This is a genomic window from Streptomyces sp. NPDC088157, assembly GCF_044741545.1.
In the GTDB taxonomy this organism is placed as follows: Bacteria; Actinomycetota; Actinomycetes; order Streptomycetales; family Streptomycetaceae; genus Streptomyces.
In genome coordinates, this window is the sequence record NZ_JBIUSU010000002.1 from 152,483 (window position 1) to 168,149 (window position 15,667).

Below are 15,667 nucleotides of genomic sequence, written 5' to 3' on the forward strand. Positions count from 1 at the left end.
CCGCCCCCGGCAGCGCCGCCACGAAGCTGAGCACGCCGTACACGACGGCGACCGCGAGACCGGTGCTCGCGCCGAGCCCGGCGGCCCCGAACGCCCAGGCGGTGACGCCCTCGCGGGGGCCCCAGCCGCCGACGTTCAGCGGCAGGCCCATGGCGAGCAGGGCGAGGACGGCGATCGGCAGCAGCGCGAGGACGGAGGCGCCGGAGCCGGCGACCCGAGCGGCCACGACGAACATCCCGAGATGCCCGGCCAGCACGATCGCCGACGACACGGCGACACCCGGCCCGTTGCGCCGTGACAGCAGTCCCTCGCGCGCCTCGGCCAGGCCCGCCCGCAGCCGCCCCCCGCGACGCGGGGCCGAGGAGTTCATCCGTACGGCGAGGACGACGGCGAGCGCGCCCACGCCGGCCAGCAGGACCAGCGGGGCGATGTTCCGTACGTCCTGCATGACCGGGGAGGGCAGGGTCAGCAGGACCGTTACGCCTGCCACGGCCAGCACGAGCTGTCCCGCGGTGCGCTCCAGGACCACGGCCCGCACGCCTCGTCCGACGTCGCCGGCACTCTGCCCGTGCCGCACCGCGCGGTGCACGTCGCCGAGGATGCCGCCGGGCAGGGCCGCGTTGAGGAACAGGGCCCGGTAGTAGTCGGCGACGGCCGGGCCGAGCGGCAGCCGGATGCGCAGCCCGCGGGCCACCAGAGCCCACCGCCAGGCGCTGAACACCGTGGTGACCGCGCCGACCCCGAGCGCCACCAGCAGCGTCGGCACGTCGATCCGGCGCAGCCCGTCCAGGAAGACGCCGGTGCCCATCCGCCACAGCAGCACGCCGAGGATGGCGACTCCGGCGACCGTCCCGATGTGCGTGCGCAGCGCGCGGTTGCCGAGCAGGGCCCGCAACGGGGAGGGCTTCGCCGCGCGCGGGGCGGTCACGATGACGCCGATACGGGCCTCGGACACGGCGGCGCCGGTGCGGGCCACCGACGGGCTGCGCGGGGGCCGTCGTGCGACCGCCTTCGCTCCCTGCGCCCACACGACCGGCGGCGCCGCCGTCACCCGCGGGCTCACCGTCTCCGCGCTCATCAGAGCCCGCCCGTCGGCCGGGCGAGTGCGAGCAGGTCGCTGTGGTGGACGGTGACGTGCAGGTCGCCCGCCGCGCAGGCCGCCAGCCGGGCGGTCAGGTAGGCCTCGGCGCGCCCGGCCAGCGCGGGGCGCTCCTCGACGGCCGCGCCGACCCAGCCTCGCAGCCACTGGGCGGTCAGGCCCACGTTCTCGGGGCCGAGCCGCCACGGGCTCGGATGCACCTTGACGGTCGCGCCGTGGGCGGCGAACGCCTCGCAGGCGACGGTCACCGCGTCGGGGCCGAGGAGGCCGCCGCGCCGCTGGTGGTCGTTGAAGGCGGCGGCGATCTCGTCGTCCAGCGGGTCCGGCGTGCTGAACTCGACGCGGCCGGCGACCGAGAGCGTCAGCAGCGCCGGGCAGCCGGCGCCCGCACAGGCCGCGGCGAGCGTCTCGACCTCCTCACGGGTGAGGACGTCGAGCAGTGCGGAGGCGGTGACCAGCGAGGCGCCCAGCAGGGCGTCCGGGGTGAGGCGGGCGACGTCGCCGCGCCGCGTCTCGACGGTGACCCGGGTGCCGTCGGCGGCCGCCCGGGGGGAGGCGACCGCCGCGAAGTGCAGGAGGTAGGGGTCGCGGTCGTGCAGGATCCAGTGCTGGGCGCCGTCCAGACGGGGCGCGAGCCAGCGGCCCATGGAGCCGGTGCCGCAGCCCAGGTCGTGGATGGCCAGCCCGCTGCGTCCGGGCAGGTTGGCGAGCCGGATCCGCAGCGGGTCCAGCAGGTCCATCGCCCGGGCGGCGGCATCGGCGGGTTCGCGCAGCTCCAGCCACTCGGGGGCGTAACGGGGCTGGTCCTCCGGGCCGACGTCCCGCAGCCGCACGGTGGGCCGTTCCCCGGGCGGGCCCACCGGCCCGGCCCCGGCGATGACGTCCCGTACTCCGCCGTGGGCCCCGGCGACCCCGTCGTGCGCCCCGGAACCGGCACCGGCGGCCGCCGCCCGCGCCACGGAACCGGAGCCGGTCGCCTGCGTCACGGTCTCCGCACCCGCGCCGACACCACGTGCCACCGAGCCGGAACCCGGAGCCGCCGCCTGTGTCACGGAGCCGTCGCCGGGCACCAGGGCCTCCGCCATGGAACCAGTCTCCTTCCGGCCCGGCTGGGCCGGTATGCCGCCCACGCGTCGTGCCACGTCGGCCGGGGTCGCCGTCGTCTTCCTCATGCCGCCCTCCGGGGTTCGCTGGAAAGCCGGCCGAGGACGCCGGCCAGGCTCTGGGCGGTCGTCGCCCAGCCGTTCAGGGCCGCCCGGCGGCCCCGCGCGGCGGCCTTGAGACGACGTCGTACATCGGCCTCGCCGAACCAGCCGCGCAGTTCGACCGCGAGGGCGGCCGGGTCCTCCGGCGGGACGAGGATGCCGGGGACACCGCCGTCGGGGGCGCGGCCGACCGCCTCGGGCAGCCCGCCGACGTCCGTCGCGAGGACGGGGATGCCACGGGCGAGCGCCTCGGTGACGGCCATGCCGTACGTCTCCGCGTAGGAGGTGAGGACCATCAGGTCGGCGGAGGCGTAGGCGGCGTCGAGCTCGGCGCCGGCCTTCGGGCCCGCCAGCTCCAGCCGGTCCTGCAGGCCGTGCTTCGCGATGAGGCCGCGCAGGTGGGCGACATACTCCGGGTCCTGCCCGAGGCCCCCCACGCACACGCAGCTCCACGGCAGGTCTCTCGCCGCGGCCAGCGCTTCCACCAGCCGGTGCTGGCCCTTGCGCGGGGTCACGGAGGCCACGCACAGCAGGCGCGAGACACCGTCGGTGCCGGAGGCGAGGGGGGCGATGTCGGCGCCGGGGGCGGCGACATGCACGCGCTCCGGGGCGAGTCCGTGGTGGGAGACGAGGCGGCGCACCGCCCAGTCGCTGGTGGCGACGACGGCCGGGACGGACCGCAGCACGGCCCGCTCCTTGGCGTCGAGTTCGGCCGCCACCTCGGGCGCGAGGCCCCGCTCGTCACCGAGCGGCAGGTGGACGAGGACGACGAGCCGCAGCCGCTCCGCCTCCGGGGCGATGATCTCCGGGACCCCGCAGGCCACGAGCCCGTCGAGGAGGACGACCGTGCCGTCGGGGAACTCACGGAGCGTCCGGGTCAGTTCCGCGCGGGCGGACTCCTCCGGGCGGGGCCAGGAACCGGACACCTGGTGCTTGTGCACCTGCCAGCCGAAGCCGGGCAGATCCAGACACAGGCGCCGGTCGTAGGCGTTGCCGCCGCTCGGGTTCGCCGCGTCGTCGACGCCGCCCGGCATCACGAACTGCACGGAGCGCAGGGACATGGGGATGATCCCGCCGATCTTGGGAAGCGCGGCCTGCGCGGGCACGTACGCGAGCGGGGCCTTGGCCACGGCGGCCTTCTCGAGGGTCACATCGGTCACAGCGCACGCTCGTAACTCGCCCAGGCGACGTGCGACTCGTGCAGGCTGACCGCGATGGCCGCGATGCCGCGGGCGCCCTCGCCGAGCGCGCCCTTGTGGATGCGCTCCGCGAGCCGGTCCGCGACGACCTTGGCCAGGAACTCGGTCGAGGTGTTGACCCCGGCGAAATCGGGCTCGTTGTCGAGGTTGCGGTAGTTCAGCTCGCTGACCACCGCGCCGAGTTCCTGCGTGGCGAGCCCGATGTCGACGACGATGTTGTCGTCGTCCAGCTGCTCGCGGCGGAACGTGGCGTCCACCAGGAACGTGGCTCCGTGCAGGCGCTGCGCGGGTCCGAAGACCTCGCCGCGGAAGCTGTGGGCGATCATGATGTGATCGCGGACGGTGACACTGAACAACGGACGACCCTCCAGGTGCGGCGCCTCTGCTCCCCCGGCCGTTGACCGCCGGGGGATGCCGTGTAGTACGGCCCTACGCTTCCCCCTGTTCAGCCGGATCTCACTCTTTTCTCAGGTCAGGCGCTCCTGCTCGTACCGGACACGGTGACACAGGGCCGGAATCTCGCCCGCCGCGAGCTTCGGCATCACCTCCGGCAGCTCCTCGAAAGCGCTGTCTCCGGTGACGAGGGCGTCGAGCGCCGGGTCGGCCAGCAGCTCCAGGGCGAGCGCGAGCCGGTCGGCGTACGTACGGCTGGAGCGGCGGGCCGGGGAGACCGTGCCGACCTGGCTGCTGCGGACGACCAGCCGCCGGGAGTGGAAGTCCTCGCCCAGCGGGAGGGAGACCCTCCGGTCGCCGTACCAGCTCAGTTCGAGGACGGTGCCCTCGGCGGCCAGCAGCTCCAGCGAGCGGGCCAGGCCCTGTTCGGTGGCGCTGGCGTGCACGACGAGGTCGAGACCGTCGCGGGCGTCCTCGGGGAGGGCGAAGTCGACGCCGAGCGCCTCGGCGACCTTCGCCCGCGCCGGATCGGCGTCGACCAGCTGCACGCGGACGCCGGGGAAGCGGGCCAGCAGCGCGGCCACCGAGCAGCCGACCATGCCGCCGCCGACCACCGCGATCCGGTCGCCGACCAGCGGAGCCGCGTCCCACAGCGCGTTGACGGCCGTCTCGACGGTGCCGGCCAGGACGGCCCGCGGCGCGGGCACCGAGTCCGGTACGACCGTCACGGCCGCCGCCGGGACGACGTACCGCGTCTGGTGCGGATAGAGGCAGAAGACCGTGCGCCCGACGAGCGCCGCCGGACCCCGCTCCACCACCCCGACGTTGAGGTAGCCGTACTTCACGGGCGCCGGGAAGTCACCCTCCTGGAAGGGTGCCCGCATGGCCGCGTGCTGGCTCTCGGGCACCCCGCCGCGGAAGACGAGGGTCTCCGTGCCACGGCTGACGCCCGACCACAGCGAGCGCACCAGCACCTCGCCCTCGGCCGGGTCGGGAACGACCACTTCGCGGATCTCTCCCTCACCCGGAGAGCTGACCCAGAACGCACGAGCGGTGACAGACATCCGCATCCTCCTGAACGATCGGCAACCGGCCCACGTACCGAGGTGTGCACAGTCCGCGCACAGTACGCGGCACTGATCATCTCTGTCATCTGGCCGGAGGAACGTGCGGTGGCCCTGAACAACACTTACGACGCGAGGCTCGTCCAGCAGGAGACCGCTGTGGGAGCGGGCGTTCAGATCCTGTTGCTGGCCCTGCTCGGCTCGGCGATCGGCCTGGGCCCGGCGGGCTGGGTGACCGGTCTCGTCTTCGCCATCGCCACCTGGGCGGTGCTCTCCCGGGCGCTGCACCGCTCCGCTCTGCGCTCGTTCGGCCCGGCCAACCGGGTCACGCTCGGCCGGGCGACCCTGGTCGGCGGGGTGACCGCGCTGGTCGCGGACTCCTTCGAGAGCACGCCGCCGGTGACGCTCCTGGTCGGTCTGACGGCCGTGGCCCTGATCCTCGACGGCGTCGACGGCAAGGTCGCCCGCCGCACCAACACCTCGACGGCGCTGGGCGCGCGGTTCGACATGGAGGTCGACGCGTTCCTCATCCTGGTGCTCAGCGTGTACGTCTCGATGGCGCTTGGCCCGTGGGTTCTCCTCATCGGCGGCATGCGCTACGTGTTCGTCGCCGCGGCCCGCGTCGCCCCCTGGCTCAACGCCCCGCTCCCGCCGAGCACCGCCCGCAAGACGGTCGCCGCGCTCCAGGGCGTCCTGCTGCTGCTGGCGGGCTCGGACCTGCTGCCGTACGCGGCCACCTTCGCCGTCGTACTGCTGGCGCTGGGCTCGCTGGTGTGGTCCTTCGGCCGGGACGTGCTGTGGCTGTGGCGGACCTCGCGGATCGCGGCGCAGGCTCCGGCGGCGAAGGTGCTGGAGCTCGTGTAGCTCCTCCCTCCCCACGGGGAAGGGCCCGGACCGGGTTCACGGTCCGGGCCCTTCCCCGTGGGGTCGCCGGGCGGTTACGACCGCGTCGAGCGCGTCCGTACGACGGCGAAGGCGGCTGCCGCGAGGCCCAGGACCCCGACGACCAGCCCGGCGACACCCAGCCCGCGGGCGGTGGAGTCACCGGCGTCGGTGGCGGCGGCCGGTGCCGTGCCGTTCCCGGTGCTCGCCGTGCTGCCGGTGCTGTCCGTGCTCCGGGAAGAGGCGTCGGCGGCGCTGCCGTCCGCCGCCGCGGTCAGCTTCAGGACCGGCGCCGGGTTCTCCGGTTCGTCCGCGCCCGCCGCCGCCTCCTCGATCCAGCGGACGGTCTTGCCGTCGGAGTAGGTCTGGAGGGTCTTGAAGGTCAACCGGCCGGTGTCCTCGGGGAGCTGACCGAAGGCGACGTCGAAGTCCTCGTACTGGCCGGCGCCGATCTTCCCGCCGGTCCAGGTGATCTCGGAGGCGGCCTCGGTGATCGTGCCGTCGTCCGTCTTCACGGGGGTCCTGAGCTCGGTGGTGGTCACCTTCGCGGTCCAGCCGTCCTGCGGGTGGACCAGTACGCCCAGCACGGGGTGGTCGGTGGGCAGGAAGACCTGGACCTCGGTGGTGCTCGCGGTGTCCTCCTCGTTGGGGACCCGGAAGCTGATCACGCCGTCGGTGGCGCCCTTGGCGTAGCTCTCCGGGTGCACGGTGACGTGCGCGGAGGCGACTCCGGCGGCGGCGAGGACCGCGGTGGCGGCGAGCACGGTGCCGAGACCGGCGCGGCGCAGGGCGGGGTGTGTCGTGGACATGGGTGGGTGATCTCCGTACAGGAAGCGTGTGGGTCCGGCTCGGGTCCGGCTCGGGGTCAGATCGCGTACGGGATCGGGGCGGGCGGGCCGCGACGGCTCACCGCGTGGCGGAGCAGCAGCTGCCGAGCGGGGACGGAAGCCGGGGCGGCGGGGTGGATCGACGGCACGGGCGGCGGGACGGGGGTCCCCCGCCACCAGGCCGCGAGGGCCGGCAGGAACGCCACCGCCCGGCGCAGCAGCGACCACAGCGCGGCCTCCCCGCGCCGCAGCCACCAGGAGGCGGCGAGCGCGGCGAGGACATGGGCCGCCGTGGCATGCGGGGTCATGGCCGTGGCGTGGGCGTGCAGGTGCGTCCCGTGCGCGGACGTCGGGTGCGTACGCATCGCGGGCGTGGCGCGCGCGGCCGTCCGGGAGTGGGCCGCGCCGAAGGCGACGTGCAGGCCCGACTGAGTGGCCAGCATGGCCGTGCCGATCCCGGCCAGCGAGCGTTCCCGGGCGCCGAGCAGCCACCCGGCCGCGAAGACGGCCAGGAAGCCGGCGCCGTCCGCCCGTAACGGCGGCATGTCACCCGTGGCGAGTCCGTGTCCGGTCGCGGCCAGCAGCACGCACACCGCGGCGAAAACCGCGGCGCGCAGACTCCGGACAGCCGGGGACGCACTCATGGTGCGGGATCCTCCCACGTCCGAGGGGTACGTCGTCCGTCGCTCCCGCGTTCACCCGCTGCCGTGCCCAGGCCCTCCCGAGTTCGTGCTCCACGGACTCCCGCGGTCACGCTCTCGGGGGGAGAAGCGCGACGGCGGCGGCCGGTACGGCGGCCAGCAGGAGCCAGGGCACGGCCGGGGGCAGTCCGGCGTCCAGGGGCGTACCGGTGGCCGCGCTGCCGAGCAGCACAATCAGTCCGGAGACCGAGGACAGCGCTCCGGTGTACAGACCGAGCCGCCCCTCCTCGGCGAGGTCGGGCACCCAGGCGCGGGCGGCGGGCGCCACGAGCATCTGGCCCAGCGTCAGCAGCACGACGAAGCCGGCCGCGGGCAGCAGCCCGGCCGTGCCGGTCCGTCCGGCGGGCAGGGCGGCGGCCACCACGGCGAAACCGGCGGCGATCAGCGCGAGTCCGGCCGCCATCGAGCGGCGCAGGCCGATCCGCTCCCCCGCCCACCGGGTGACCGGCAGCTGGGCGGTCACCACCAGCAGCGACGACAGGGCGAACAGCCAGGCCAGCGGCACCTGCGAACCGGCCGCCCGCTCCACCTCGGCGGGCAGGGCGAGGTAGAGCTGGTTGTAGGCGAGGAGGTAGGCGCCGTACGCGCAGCACAGCGCGAGGAAGCGCGGGAGCGTCCGCTTCGTGCCTCGACGCGGGGCCAGGTGTGTCGCCGTCATGCGGCCCCCACCAACTCGGTGTGCGCGAAGGGTTGTTCGTCGGCGGCCGGGTCGGCCGTACGAGTGCGCCGTGGCCTCGGTCGTCGCAGTCCGCCGGCCGCGGTCACCGACAGTGCGCCGAGGAGGGCGAGGACGGCGGCGGGGGCGAGGACGGCCCAGGGGGCGCGTTCGGCGTAGGGCTGGTTCTCCGCGAGGAGCAGGCCCCACTCGGGGGACGGCGGCTGGGCTCCGAGCCCTAGAAAGCCGAGGGAGGCCAGGGCGAGGGCGACGCCGGGCAGGCGCAGCAGGGCGTGGCGGGCCACGGGCGGCAGGACGGCGGGCAGGAGTTCGCTCCTCAGCAGGTGTCCGGGGCCTGCGCCGAGGGCGCGGGTGGCGGTCAGGTGAAGGGTGGCCCGCTCCTGCCGCAGCAGCGCGGAGGTGTGCGCGGCGAGCGGCGCCCAGGCCACGACGGCCACCGCCAGAACGGGCGTCGCGGCTCCGCCGCCCCAGACCGCGGTGACGAGGAGCGCGGCGAGAACGGGCGGTACGGCGTTCACGGTGTCGACGAGCGGCTCGGACAACCGGGGCAGCAGCCCGAGCAGCATCCCGGCCGTCAGCGCGATGAAGCTGACGGCGAGGGCGAGCAGGAGGGTGTCGAGGGCGCCGTGCGCGACCCGGGCGAGGACGTCCCGGCCGAGCGCGTCGGTTCCGAACGGGTGGGCGGCGGAGGGGGGTCGGAGGCGGGCCGCGGTGTCGAGGGCGAGCGGATCACGGGGCAGGCCGAGGGCGATGACGGCGGACAGCAGAAGACCGTAGGCAAGAGGCAGGGTCCTGCGGACCGGCGGCGATGGCCGGTGGAGTGTATGCAATGCGCCGTCGCGCAGCGCGGGGCCGATGAGCAGCCGGGCGGCGAGCCGGGCACCGATGGTGGTGACGGCCGCGAGGACGACGAGGACGAGGGTGCCGGCCTGGAGGACGGGCAGGTCCTGCGCGATCGCGGCCTGGAGGGTGGTCCGGCCGAGGCCGGGGATGTCGAAGATCTGCTCCACGGCGACGGATCCGCCGGTCAGCCCCACCACGAACAGCCCGAGGTTGGGCAGCAGTCCGGGCACACAGCGGCGCAGCGCCTTGCGGACGATGCTCCGGCCGGGCAGTCCTCGCGCGGCCGCGGCCAGCGCCCAGGGCTCGGCGAAGGCGGCCGGCAGCTGGTCGTCGAGGAGGCGTCCGAGCACCGCACCCGCGGGCAGGCCCAGGGCGAGGGCGGGCAGCACCGTCCACTGCGGGCCGTACCAGCCGAGAGCGGGCAGCCATCCCCACTGCACACCGACGACGGTGGCGAGCACGGAAGCCGTGAGGAACTCGGGCAGCGCGGCGAGCACGGCGGAACCGGAGCCGCCGGCGGGCCGGCCCTCCAGCCGCCGCCGGGCACCGAGGTACAGGGTGCGGGCGCACACGCCGGCGGCGGTGGCCAGGGCGACCGCCAACGCCACCACCATCAGCAGCAGCGACGCGCCGAGGGCATCGAGGACGCCGGGCAGGACATCGGCACCGGAGATCCACGACCGTCCGGCGTCCCCGCGCGGCAACCCCGCGAGCCACTGCCCCAGGAGGCGCAACGGGCCGTCCACCAGTCCGAGTTGGGCTCGGATGTCGGCGAGAACCTGGGGTGTGGCGTCACGGTCGGCGGACCGTGCCTTCAACACGGTCAGCGCCGGGTCGGTGTGCGACAGCCAGGGCAGCAGCCCGATGCCGCACACCAGCAGCGCGGGCGGCACGGCACGCCACAGCAGCGCGCCCATCCTGCTCCTCATGCCGTCAGCGCCGGGTCCCGGTGCCGACGAGAGTGCGCTCGTAGGGATCGAGGAGCGCACCGGTGACCTCGGCTCCGACTCCGGTGATGACGCGCTGGTGGACGAGCGGGACGACGGCGTCGGTGCCGAGGACCGCGGCCTCGACGGCCATGGCGGCGTCCTGCCGCTTGCCGGTGTCGGCCACGCCCTGCGCCTTCGCGACAGCCTGGTCGACCGACTTGTCGCACAGCAGGGCGAGGTTGTAGCCGCCGTCGCAGGTGAAGTCACTGGCGAGGAGGGAGACGGGGTCGCCGGTGTCGAGGAGGCTGTTTCGGGCGCCGACGAAGGCGTCGAACCTTCCCGCCAGCGCGTCGCTCTCCAGCCTCGAGTACTCCCGCACCTCCAGCTTCACCGCGAAACCGGCCTTCTCCAGTTGCTGCTTCAACACCTGGGCCACTTCGGGTAGTTCGGGCCGATTGTCGTATGTGGCGAGGGTGAGGGAGGCGCCGCCGGGAGCACCGGCCTTCGCTCGCCCGGCGGGCTGCACGCGCTTGGCGCCGGCCCAGGTGACGGCGGGGCCGTAGAGGCCGGCGCCGGCGTCCGCGTGACCCTCGTAGACGCCCTTGGCGAGAGCGGAGGTGTCGACGGCCGCGCGCGCGGCGGCCCGCAGAGCCGGATCCTTGAAGACACCCGACTTCACGTTGAGCAGCAGGCTGGTGGTGCGGGTCGTGGCGGTCTCACGGCGGGTGTCCGCATCGAGGGTGGCGGCCTGGGAGACGGGTATCGCCTCGGCGAGGTCGACCTGACCGGTGCGCAGGGCGTTGGCACGGGCGGTGCCGTCGGCGACGAAGCGCACGTCGACGCCGGAGGCCTGGGCGCGACCGCCCCAGTAGTCGTCGAAACGGTCGAGGCCGGCGGCGGTGGCGCCGGCGACCTCGGTGAGTTCGAAGGGTCCGGTGGCGGTGCCGACGGGGTCGACGGCGCCCTGCTTCTCGTAGGCCTTCGGGGAGAGCACGGCGAGGCCGGGGCTGGACAGGCGCAGAGGCAGGACCGGGTCGGGAGCAGCGGTGGTGACGCGTACGCCGGTGCCGCCCTCCGCCTTCGCCGTGAGGGTGACGCCGGAGAGGGCGGCCGGGGCCGGCGCGGCCTCGGTGGCGTGCGTGAGGGAGGCGGCGACGGTGGCGGGCGTGACGTCCGTGCCGTCCTGGAAGCCGGCTTCGCGCAGGGTGAACAGCCAGGTGCGGTCGTCCTCGCGGCGCCAGGAGGCGGCGAGTGCGGGCGCGGCGGCACCGTTGGCGTCGAGGGCGGTCAGCCCCTCGGTGACCCCGAGGCGGCTGAGGATCGTCGCGTCGGCACCGTACGGCGAGAGGTTCTCGGCGGGCGGGAAGGCGAGGGCGACACGCAGCCGGGAGCCGTCGCCGGCGCCGGAAGCAGCACCGTCGTCGCCACCGGAGGAGGCGAAGCAGCCGGCGAGGAACGGGGTGAGGACGAGCGCGGCGAGAAGCCGGGGAGGACGGGGGGTGCGGAGGAAGCGCATGGGGTTACCGGCCTGGGGGACGGGGACGGGGGCGGGAGGAGGGGGAGGAGGGGGAGGAGGAAGGCGAGGGAGAGGCCGGAAGCAGGGCATCGAGGGGGACGTCGAAGTGCACGATGCCCTGGCCGCCGGTCGCCCCTTCCCGCTCGTCGTGGACGACGGTGCCCAGTGACCGCCAGAAGCCCTCGGCTCCTTCCACGGCCGGGTCCGTGTGCAGGTAGACGGACCGGTAGCCGCCGTCCGCGGCCGCGAAGGCGAGGAGTTCGCCGACCAGTCGTCCGGCCAGGCCGCGCCGGCGGTGCTCGCGCCGGACGTAGACGCGGCGCAGTTGCGCGGTCGTGCCGCAGGGGTAGCGCTCGGCGACATGCCGCGGGTTCGGCGGATGCGCGGGGCCACGGGAGTCCAGGGCGGCCGTGGCGACGACCTCGCCACCCTCACCGCTGTCGCCGTCGAGCGCGACCAGCAGGACGTGGCGGTCCGGGACGAGGTAGGCGGCCGCCGGGTCGATGATGTCGCCGTGCCAGCGGGGCACGTAACCGGTACCGAAATCGCGGTAGACGGTGTCGAGCATGACGGCCCGTGCGCCGTCGAGGTCCTCGGGCCCCGCGGGCCTTATGCAGTAGGTACGCACTTGCACATCATATGCATTAAGGAGATCAAGACTGATCACTCAACCACCCCTCCCGGATTTGACAGAGATCACGCCGCACCCCTAAATCTAGCGACATGACTTTCATTTTCAACAAGGGGGTGTGGTGATGCGCGTCGCATTCGTGGGGAAGGGCGGCAGCGGCAAGACGACCCTGTCGGCGCTGTTCGCCCGGCAGTTGGCGCGCTCCGGCGCACCGGTGCTGGCCGTGGACGGCGACATCAACCAGCACCTGTCCGAGGCCCTGGACCCCACGGCGGGCGCACCGCCCTTCACCGCCCCGCCGCTGGCCGCGCATCTGGGCGACATCAAGGACCTGCTGCGCGGCACCAACCCGCGGATCGCCTCCCGCGAGGCGATGGTCAAGACGACCCCGCCCGGGCGCGGCTCCCGGCTGCTGCGCCTGCTGGGAGACGACGAACTGCACACGCGCCACGTCCAGCGGGTCGGCGGCGTGCCGTCGATGGTGACGGGCGAGTTCGACGAGAGCGACCTGGGAGTGGCCTGCTACCACTCCAAGCTGGGCGCGGTGGAGCTCTATCTGAGCCACCTGGTGGACGGCCCGGGCGAATACCTGGTGATGGACATGACGGCCGGCGCCGACGCCTTCGCCTCCGGCCTGTTCACCCGCTTCGACATGACGTTCCTGGTGGCCGAACCCACCCGCAAGGGCGTCTCCGTCTACCGCCAGTACCGCGATCACGCCCGGGAGTTCGGCATCCCGCTCGCCGTGGTCGGCAACAAGGTGACCGGCGAGGACGATCTGCTCTTCCTCAAGGAGGAGGTCGGCGACGACCTCCTCACCCACCTCATCCTCTCCCCCTGGGTCCGCGCGGCCGAACGGGGCTCTCCCCAGGGCGAGTTGGAAGACGTCAACCGCCACGCCCTCAACCTCCTGCGCGAGACGGTCGACGCCCGCGAGAAGAACTGGCCGGTGCTCCACCGTCACGCCGTGGACTTCCACCTCCGCAACGCCCGCTCCTGGGCCAACGAGGCCACGGGCCAGGACCTGGCGGCGCAGGTCGACCCGGACTTCGTCCCGGGCCCGGCATCACTGACCTGAGCGCCCCGCGCCCTCCCCTCCTTGAGGCGGGCGCCCCCCTCTCTGTGCCCCGCGCCCTCCCCTCCCTGAGGCGGGCGCCCCCCTCTCTCCCCCCGGCCAGCGCCCCCGCTTCCTCAAGGGGGGCGTCTGCCTCCGCCCACCCCTCTCACTCCACGCGAACAGGACACCCATGTCTCTCGACGTCTCCCCGAAGCTCCTCTCCGAGGCCGAAGCCGGCGACATCCGCGAGGAGGATTTCGTGGACACCGTCCGCACGTCCCTCCCCTACGCCTACGACCTCATCGCCTCCCTCGCCACCGGACTGCACGCCGGTACCGGCGAGTTCACCGACAACCAGACGCCTCCCCCGTCCGAGCAGGAGCGCGGCCAACTCCTGCGCGCCCTCGCCAGCGACGCCATCCGAGGCAGCCTGGAACGCCACTTCGACGTGACCCTCGCCTTCCAGAACTGCCACCGGGTCGCGGCCTTCCGCCCGGGGGCACGGGGCGGCGAGACGTACCAGCGGTTCACGTCCACGCGGGCGCAGGTGCTGAACCAGTCGGCGGAGCTGCGGGACTGCTGATCGACCTGTTGTCGACGCCGTCGCCGAAACCGTCTCCGACCTCGTGTCGGCGGCACCGGCGGCGGTCGGCACAGGTCCGTCGAGCCGACCGCTCCCCCTCCCCCATTCCCAGGCCGACTACGGAAAGGGTCGGACGGACCCGCCCAGGAAGCCCTTCACGCTCGCCACGAATTCCGCGGCGTCGTCCCGCCAGGGGAAGTGTCCCGCGCCCGGCTGCACGGTGAGTTCGCTCCTCGGGAACAGTCCGGCGAACTCCCTCATGACCCGCGGCGGAGCCGCCAGGTCCCACTGGCCGGCGAGGAGAAGGACCGCCGCCACCCGCCGGTCCCCCGCCGATCACAGCGGTACGACGTCCCGTCCTCCGGGGTCGCCAACTCCCCCGTACCCCTCGGATCCAGTCCGATCAGCCGGTGGTGGGAGGTGAGCCCGCCCAGATTCCCGAGGTAGGCGACGGACTGCATGGGGCCGCCGGGCAGACAGACCAGAGGAGAGCCGTCTCCCGACTCGTGACAGGCGAGGCGGGTTCCGTCGGGGGCGGCGAAAGTGACCATGAGCGCGAGCGTTTCAGGGCCGTGGGGACGGAACAAGCAGATTTCGCACCGCCCGACACCTGCCCCGACCGCACGCCGTTTCCCCGCTCCGGCATGACGGGCGCGGGCTCCCGCGCCCGCGCCCGCCGTGCCCCGCGGCCTCAGGCGGCCTTGGCCACCCCCTCCCGATGGCTGCGGATGATCTCCGCGTAGTGGCGTCCGGTGCCCTTGATCGTGCGGGTCTGGGTGGGGTAGTCGACGTGGACGAGGCCGAAGCGCTTGTCGTAGCCGTACGCCCACTCGAAGTTGTCCAGCAGGGACCAGGCGAAGTAGCCGGCCAAGGGGGCGCCCTTGCGGGCCGCGGAGGCGCAGGCGGCGAGGTGGCCGGTCAGGTAGGCCTGGCGCTCGGGGTCGTCGACGGTGCCGTCGGGGCGGACGGCGTCCGGGTACGCGGAACCGTTTTCCGTGACGTACAGCCGACGCGCGCCGTACTCGTCGGTCAGGCGCAGCAGCAGTGTCTCGATGCCGCTCGGGTCGACCTCCCAGTCCATGCCGGTGCGCGGGACGCCGGTTCGGCGGACGGGACGGGCGTGCGGGGCGGGCCCTTCGGGGTCGTCGCTCACCGTGGCCGGGAAGTAGTAGTTCAGGCCCAGCCAGTCCAGCGGCGCGGAGATTGTCGTCAAGTCGCCTGGTTGTTCAGGGAGTTCGACGCCGTACACCTCCCTCATGTCGGCAGGGAAGCCGCAGCCGTGCACCGGGTCGAGCCACCAGCGGTTGGTGTGGCCGTCCATGCGGTGGGCGGCGGCGATGTCCTCGGGACGGTCGGTGGCGGGGTGGACGGTGGAGAGGTTGTTGACGATGCCGATCTCGGCGTGCGGGACCGCCGCCCGGATGGCCTGGACGGCGAGTCCGTGGCCGAGAAGGAGGTGGTAGGAGGCGCGGACCGCCGCCGTCAGATCCGTGAGGCCGGGGGCCATCTTGCCTTCGAGGTGGCCGATCCAGGCCGAGCACAGGGGTTCGTTCAGGGTGGCCCAGTGGGTGACGCGGTCGCCGAGCCGTTCGGCGACGACCGAGGCGTACGCGGCGAAGTGCTCGGCGGTGTCCCGCTCGGGCCAGCCGCCGCGGTCCTGGAGCACCTGCGGAAGGTCCCAGTGGTAGAGGGTGACGGAGGGGGTGATGCCCGCCTCCAGCAGGCCGTCGATCAACTTGTCGTAGAAGCCGAGGCCCTTGGGGTTCACCGGACCGTCGCCGCCCGGCATCACACGTGGCCATGAGATCGACAGCCGATAGGCGTTGGCGCCGAGCCGGCGCATCAGGCCGATGTCCTCGCGCCAGCGGTGGTAGTGGTCGCAGGCGACGTCCCCGTGGTCGTCACCGGCGATCTTTCCTGGAGTGTGCGAGAAGGTGTCCCAGATCGACGGCGAACGGCCGTCCTCCGCCACGGCTCCCTCGATCTGGTACGCCGAGGTGGCGGTTCCCCAGAGGAAGTCCTGGGGCAGGGCGGCGAGGTCGATGGTCACTGAAGTCCCTTC

General features: G+C 73.9%; 14 protein-coding genes and 2 pseudogenes. 3 read left to right on the forward strand and 13 right to left on the reverse strand.

Translation table 11 applies throughout. From position 1 onward, the window contains the following. Positions 1-64: 64 nt before the first annotated feature. From ACIPFH_RS07085 to ACIPFH_RS07105, 5 genes and pseudogenes are all read right to left on the reverse strand, one after another. Positions 65-1,078: pseudogene (locus ACIPFH_RS07085) on the reverse strand (YbhN family protein); the annotation flags it as partial. Beyond that, positions 1,078-2,271 carry a trans-aconitate methyltransferase gene (locus ACIPFH_RS07090; protein ID WP_401824004.1) on the reverse strand — a complete coding sequence of 398 codons (1,194 nt, stop codon included), beginning with the start codon at positions 2,269-2,271 and terminating at the stop codon, positions 1,078-1,080. The pseudogene ACIPFH_RS07085 and the gene ACIPFH_RS07090, both read right to left, overlap by 1 nt. After that, positions 2,268-3,464 carry a glycosyltransferase family 4 protein gene (locus ACIPFH_RS07095; RefSeq protein WP_401824006.1) on the reverse strand — a complete coding sequence of 399 codons (1,197 nt, stop codon included), beginning with the start codon at positions 3,462-3,464 and terminating at the stop codon, positions 2,268-2,270. Before ACIPFH_RS07095 ends, ACIPFH_RS07090 begins: the two co-directional genes overlap by 4 nt. Continuing rightward, on the reverse strand, positions 3,461-3,859 hold the full coding sequence (locus ACIPFH_RS07100; protein WP_020125703.1) for a 6-carboxytetrahydropterin synthase: 399 nt from the start codon (positions 3,857-3,859) through the stop codon (positions 3,461-3,463). Before ACIPFH_RS07100 ends, ACIPFH_RS07095 begins: the two co-directional genes overlap by 4 nt. A 111-nt stretch (positions 3,860-3,970) precedes the next feature. Next, on the reverse strand, positions 3,971-4,960 hold the full coding sequence (locus ACIPFH_RS07105; protein WP_401824007.1) for a zinc-binding alcohol dehydrogenase: 990 nt from the start codon (positions 4,958-4,960) through the stop codon (positions 3,971-3,973). Between the two features lie 108 nt (positions 4,961-5,068). Between ACIPFH_RS07105 and ACIPFH_RS07110 the strand changes: the two genes are divergently transcribed. Next, the gene (locus ACIPFH_RS07110; protein ID WP_401824009.1) at positions 5,069-5,824 is read left to right on the forward strand and encodes a CDP-alcohol phosphatidyltransferase family protein; all 756 of its coding nucleotides are present in this window, start codon (positions 5,069-5,071) and stop codon (positions 5,822-5,824) included. A 74-nt stretch (positions 5,825-5,898) separates the two neighbouring features. On the opposite strand, the gene ACIPFH_RS07115 is transcribed toward ACIPFH_RS07110, so the two are convergent. From ACIPFH_RS07115 to ACIPFH_RS07140, 6 genes and pseudogenes are all read right to left on the reverse strand, one after another. Beyond that, positions 5,899-6,651 carry a YcnI family protein gene (locus ACIPFH_RS07115; protein WP_401824011.1) on the reverse strand — a complete coding sequence of 251 codons (753 nt, stop codon included), beginning with the start codon at positions 6,649-6,651 and terminating at the stop codon, positions 5,899-5,901. 56 nt (positions 6,652-6,707) lie between these two features. Beyond that, positions 6,708-7,313: a hypothetical protein gene (locus ACIPFH_RS07120; protein ID WP_401824013.1), complete on the reverse strand. Its 606-nt coding sequence runs from the start codon at positions 7,311-7,313 to the stop codon at positions 6,708-6,710. A gap of 106 nt (positions 7,314-7,419) precedes the next feature. After that, a pseudogene (locus ACIPFH_RS07125) lies at positions 7,420-7,977 on the reverse strand (MFS transporter); the annotation flags it as partial. A gap of 47 nt (positions 7,978-8,024) precedes the next feature. Next, complete coding sequence (locus ACIPFH_RS07130) at positions 8,025-9,818, reverse strand: ABC transporter permease subunit (RefSeq protein ID WP_401824014.1); 1,794 nt, start codon at positions 9,816-9,818, stop codon at positions 8,025-8,027. 4 nt (positions 9,819-9,822) lie between these two features. Beyond that, positions 9,823-11,334, reverse strand: a complete 1,512-nt coding sequence (locus ACIPFH_RS07135) for an ABC transporter substrate-binding protein (RefSeq protein ID WP_401824016.1) — start codon at positions 11,332-11,334, stop codon at positions 9,823-9,825. A gap of 4 nt (positions 11,335-11,338) precedes the next feature. After that, positions 11,339-11,962, reverse strand: coding sequence for a GNAT family N-acetyltransferase (locus ACIPFH_RS07140; RefSeq protein WP_401824017.1), 624 nt, complete (start codon positions 11,960-11,962; stop codon positions 11,339-11,341). A 127-nt stretch (positions 11,963-12,089) separates the two neighbouring features. Between ACIPFH_RS07140 and ACIPFH_RS07145 the strand changes: the two genes are divergently transcribed. Next, positions 12,090-13,043, forward strand: coding sequence for an ArsA-related P-loop ATPase (locus tag ACIPFH_RS07145; protein WP_401824019.1), 954 nt, complete (start codon positions 12,090-12,092; stop codon positions 13,041-13,043). A 169-nt stretch (positions 13,044-13,212) separates the two neighbouring features. Beyond that, positions 13,213-13,605, forward strand: coding sequence for an SCO5389 family protein (locus tag ACIPFH_RS07150; RefSeq protein WP_359126764.1), 393 nt, complete (start codon positions 13,213-13,215; stop codon positions 13,603-13,605). Between the two features lie 117 nt (positions 13,606-13,722). Here the strand turns inward: ACIPFH_RS07150 and ACIPFH_RS07155 are convergent, their stop codons facing one another. Both ACIPFH_RS07155 and ACIPFH_RS07160 read right to left on the reverse strand, forming a co-directional pair. Then, complete coding sequence (locus ACIPFH_RS07155; RefSeq protein ID WP_401824022.1) at positions 13,723-13,923, reverse strand: alpha/beta fold hydrolase; 201 nt, start codon at positions 13,921-13,923, stop codon at positions 13,723-13,725. Positions 13,924-14,296: 373 nt separating this feature from the next. Next, positions 14,297-15,655: a GH1 family beta-glucosidase gene (locus ACIPFH_RS07160; protein WP_401824024.1), complete on the reverse strand. Its 1,359-nt coding sequence runs from the start codon at positions 15,653-15,655 to the stop codon at positions 14,297-14,299. Positions 15,656-15,667: the final 12 nt, after the last annotated feature.

Excerpts from the sequence above, each read along its gene's own strand:
- ACIPFH_RS07145 (WP_401824019.1), top strand. The coding sequence starts at position 12,090 with ATGCGCGTCGCATTCGTGGGGAAGGGCGGCAGCGGCAAGACGACCCTG.
- ACIPFH_RS07115 (WP_401824011.1), bottom strand. The coding sequence starts at position 6,651 with ATGTCCACGACACACCCCGCCCTGCGCCGCGCCGGTCTCGGCACCGTG.
- ACIPFH_RS07090 (WP_401824004.1), bottom strand. The coding sequence starts at position 2,271 with ATGAGGAAGACGACGGCGACCCCGGCCGACGTGGCACGACGCGTGGGC.
- ACIPFH_RS07135 (WP_401824016.1), bottom strand. The coding sequence starts at position 11,334 with ATGCGCTTCCTCCGCACCCCCCGTCCTCCCCGGCTTCTCGCCGCGCTC.
- ACIPFH_RS07130 (WP_401824014.1), bottom strand. The coding sequence starts at position 9,818 with ATGAGGAGCAGGATGGGCGCGCTGCTGTGGCGTGCCGTGCCGCCCGCG.
- ACIPFH_RS07120 (WP_401824013.1), bottom strand. The coding sequence starts at position 7,313 with ATGAGTGCGTCCCCGGCTGTCCGGAGTCTGCGCGCCGCGGTTTTCGCC.
- ACIPFH_RS07150 (WP_359126764.1), top strand. The coding sequence starts at position 13,213 with ATGTCTCTCGACGTCTCCCCGAAGCTCCTCTCCGAGGCCGAAGCCGGC.
- ACIPFH_RS07105 (WP_401824007.1), bottom strand. The coding sequence starts at position 4,960 with ATGTCTGTCACCGCTCGTGCGTTCTGGGTCAGCTCTCCGGGTGAGGGA.